Genomic DNA, 1,964 nt, shown 5'->3' on the forward strand with positions numbered 1-1,964 from the left:
GATACAGACCTAGCTGAATTTTACTGCCTTAATCACTGAAACTAAAGGCAAACTGACAACGCCGAATGTAGCAAATCGTGTTGATGCATTTGTTATACGAGCCTTGCTTTCGCTCCGATAAACTTGGTAAAGAACTGATTTACCGAGATTTGCTGTAAAACGATTTTAATTAGACTTATTCAATTAAGCGAGCAAAATATCACTTCAACGACAATAACTGTGAAACGAAACAATCCCTTTTTCTTACACCATTTGTACAAATTGGTTTCAGTAATTTCTGAGCTGATAAACCAAATATCCTAACCACAATTGGGGTTGAAAATGCTAAGAGGAAAACACTGCTGCAGGTTAAAACGAGGCATAACCAAAGAACAATTGAAGCGTAAATTAGTTTCTGAAACGCCTGAATTTGGGGCAATAATAGTTCAATGCCGAACCTGATGAAACGAACACCAAAAGGGACCAAAGAAAAAGGAAATCCACCTTACTTTCACACCTAAAAAACTAACGGCTCAATCGCTGAACTGAGCCAAAAAACTGCATTCTCAGAGTTCGTATAACGCCGCAATAACACGTGCGAACGACCGACTTTCAAAACCAATTACACTCCAAACCACAAACGCCGAGTGTAATTAGCATCGTGTTGATTGCTTTGTTACACGATCTTTGTCAACGCTTCGCTTTAATTGGTAAAGAACTGATTTACCAATAATATTTAGAAACCAATTCTAAATTACAAAAGCCAATTTAGCGAACAAAAGAACCGTTCAACTACAAAAACTGCGAAACGAAGCAATCCTTTTTCTAGCACCATTTGAACGATTTGGTTTCAGCAAGTTTGGAGCTTATAAACCAAATATCCCAACAACAATTGGGATTGAAAATGCTACAAGCAAAGCACGAATGCAGGATAAAATGAGGCAAAACCATGAACAATTGAAGCGTGAATTGGTTTCTGAAATCCATGAACTTTTGGCAATAATGGTCAATTGCCGAACCTGATGAAACGAATATTAAAAGGCAACAAAGAAAAAGGAAATCCACCCTACTTTCACCCCTAAAAAACTAACGGCTCAATCGCTAAACTGAGCCAAAAAACTGCAATCTTTAGTTCGTGTAACGCCTGCATAACACGTTTACTACCATGCAATTATACTTAATATTGACGCCTTAAAACGAGAAACACCCGGCAAACTGAGATTGCCGAGTGTAGTAAATCGTGTTGATGCGATTGTTAACTGTACTTCTTACACCAAGCGAATTTCTAATTTTTTACCTAATGCTGAAGCAAAACGTTCAAGAGTTGATAATTTAACATCATCTGAATGGTTTTCAATTCGTGATATAGCACTTTTTTGTGTCTGGAGCTTTGATGCTAGATCGACCTGAGTTAATCCTGCATCTTTACGTGCTTCTTTCAGCAAAGCACCAAATTTAAACGATTGGTAACCTTCTTCATATCCGTCAGAAAAATCGATGTCGTTTGCTTTACGGTTAGCTAAATATTTTTTAAAGTCACTCATATTATTTCCTCGCTAAATAGTCTTTACGACGATTCTCTGCAATTTTGATTTCTTTTGGTGGCGTTTTTTGTGTTTTCTTTTGAAAACCATGATTGAGAACAACTAAGTTATCACCATCAAAAAAGCCTAATAAACGAAATATATTCCCACCGACTTGTACTCTCACTTCCCAGATATTGTCAGTATTAACCAGTTTTTTAAGGTAAGTCGTTGGGATCTTGTCCAATTCTTCAATTAACTGAAGTACCCAAGCTACTTTCTGCGCTTGCTTACCCGAAAGTGAATCTAAAAATTCAGCTATCGGACATTTACCGTCTTCGGTAGTATAAAAATTAATATTTCTCATACATAAAGGTTAACATCAATGTGAACTTTTGCAAGCTGGAAATTTTCGCTTTGTACAGTTAACGCCGCAATAACACGTGCGAAAGACTGACTTAC

Annotated in this window: 2 protein-coding genes; both read right to left on the reverse strand. The window is 37.0% G+C overall.

Features of this window, described 5'->3' with window-relative positions:
- Window positions 1-1,247 precede the first annotated feature (1,247 nt).
- Window positions 1,248-1,523 carry a helix-turn-helix domain-containing protein gene (locus PVK62_RS17185; protein ID WP_045103966.1) on the reverse strand — a complete coding sequence of 92 codons (276 nt, stop codon included), beginning with the start codon at window positions 1,521-1,523 and terminating at the stop codon, window positions 1,248-1,250.
- Window position 1,524: 1 nt separating this feature from the next.
- Window positions 1,525-1,869 carry a type II toxin-antitoxin system RelE/ParE family toxin gene (locus PVK62_RS17190; protein ID WP_065594926.1) on the reverse strand — a complete coding sequence of 115 codons (345 nt, stop codon included), beginning with the start codon at window positions 1,867-1,869 and terminating at the stop codon, window positions 1,525-1,527.
- Window positions 1,870-1,964 lie beyond the last annotated feature (95 nt).

The organism is Aliivibrio sp. S3MY1 (assembly GCF_028765575.1).
GTDB lineage: Bacteria > Pseudomonadota > Gammaproteobacteria > Enterobacterales > Vibrionaceae > Aliivibrio.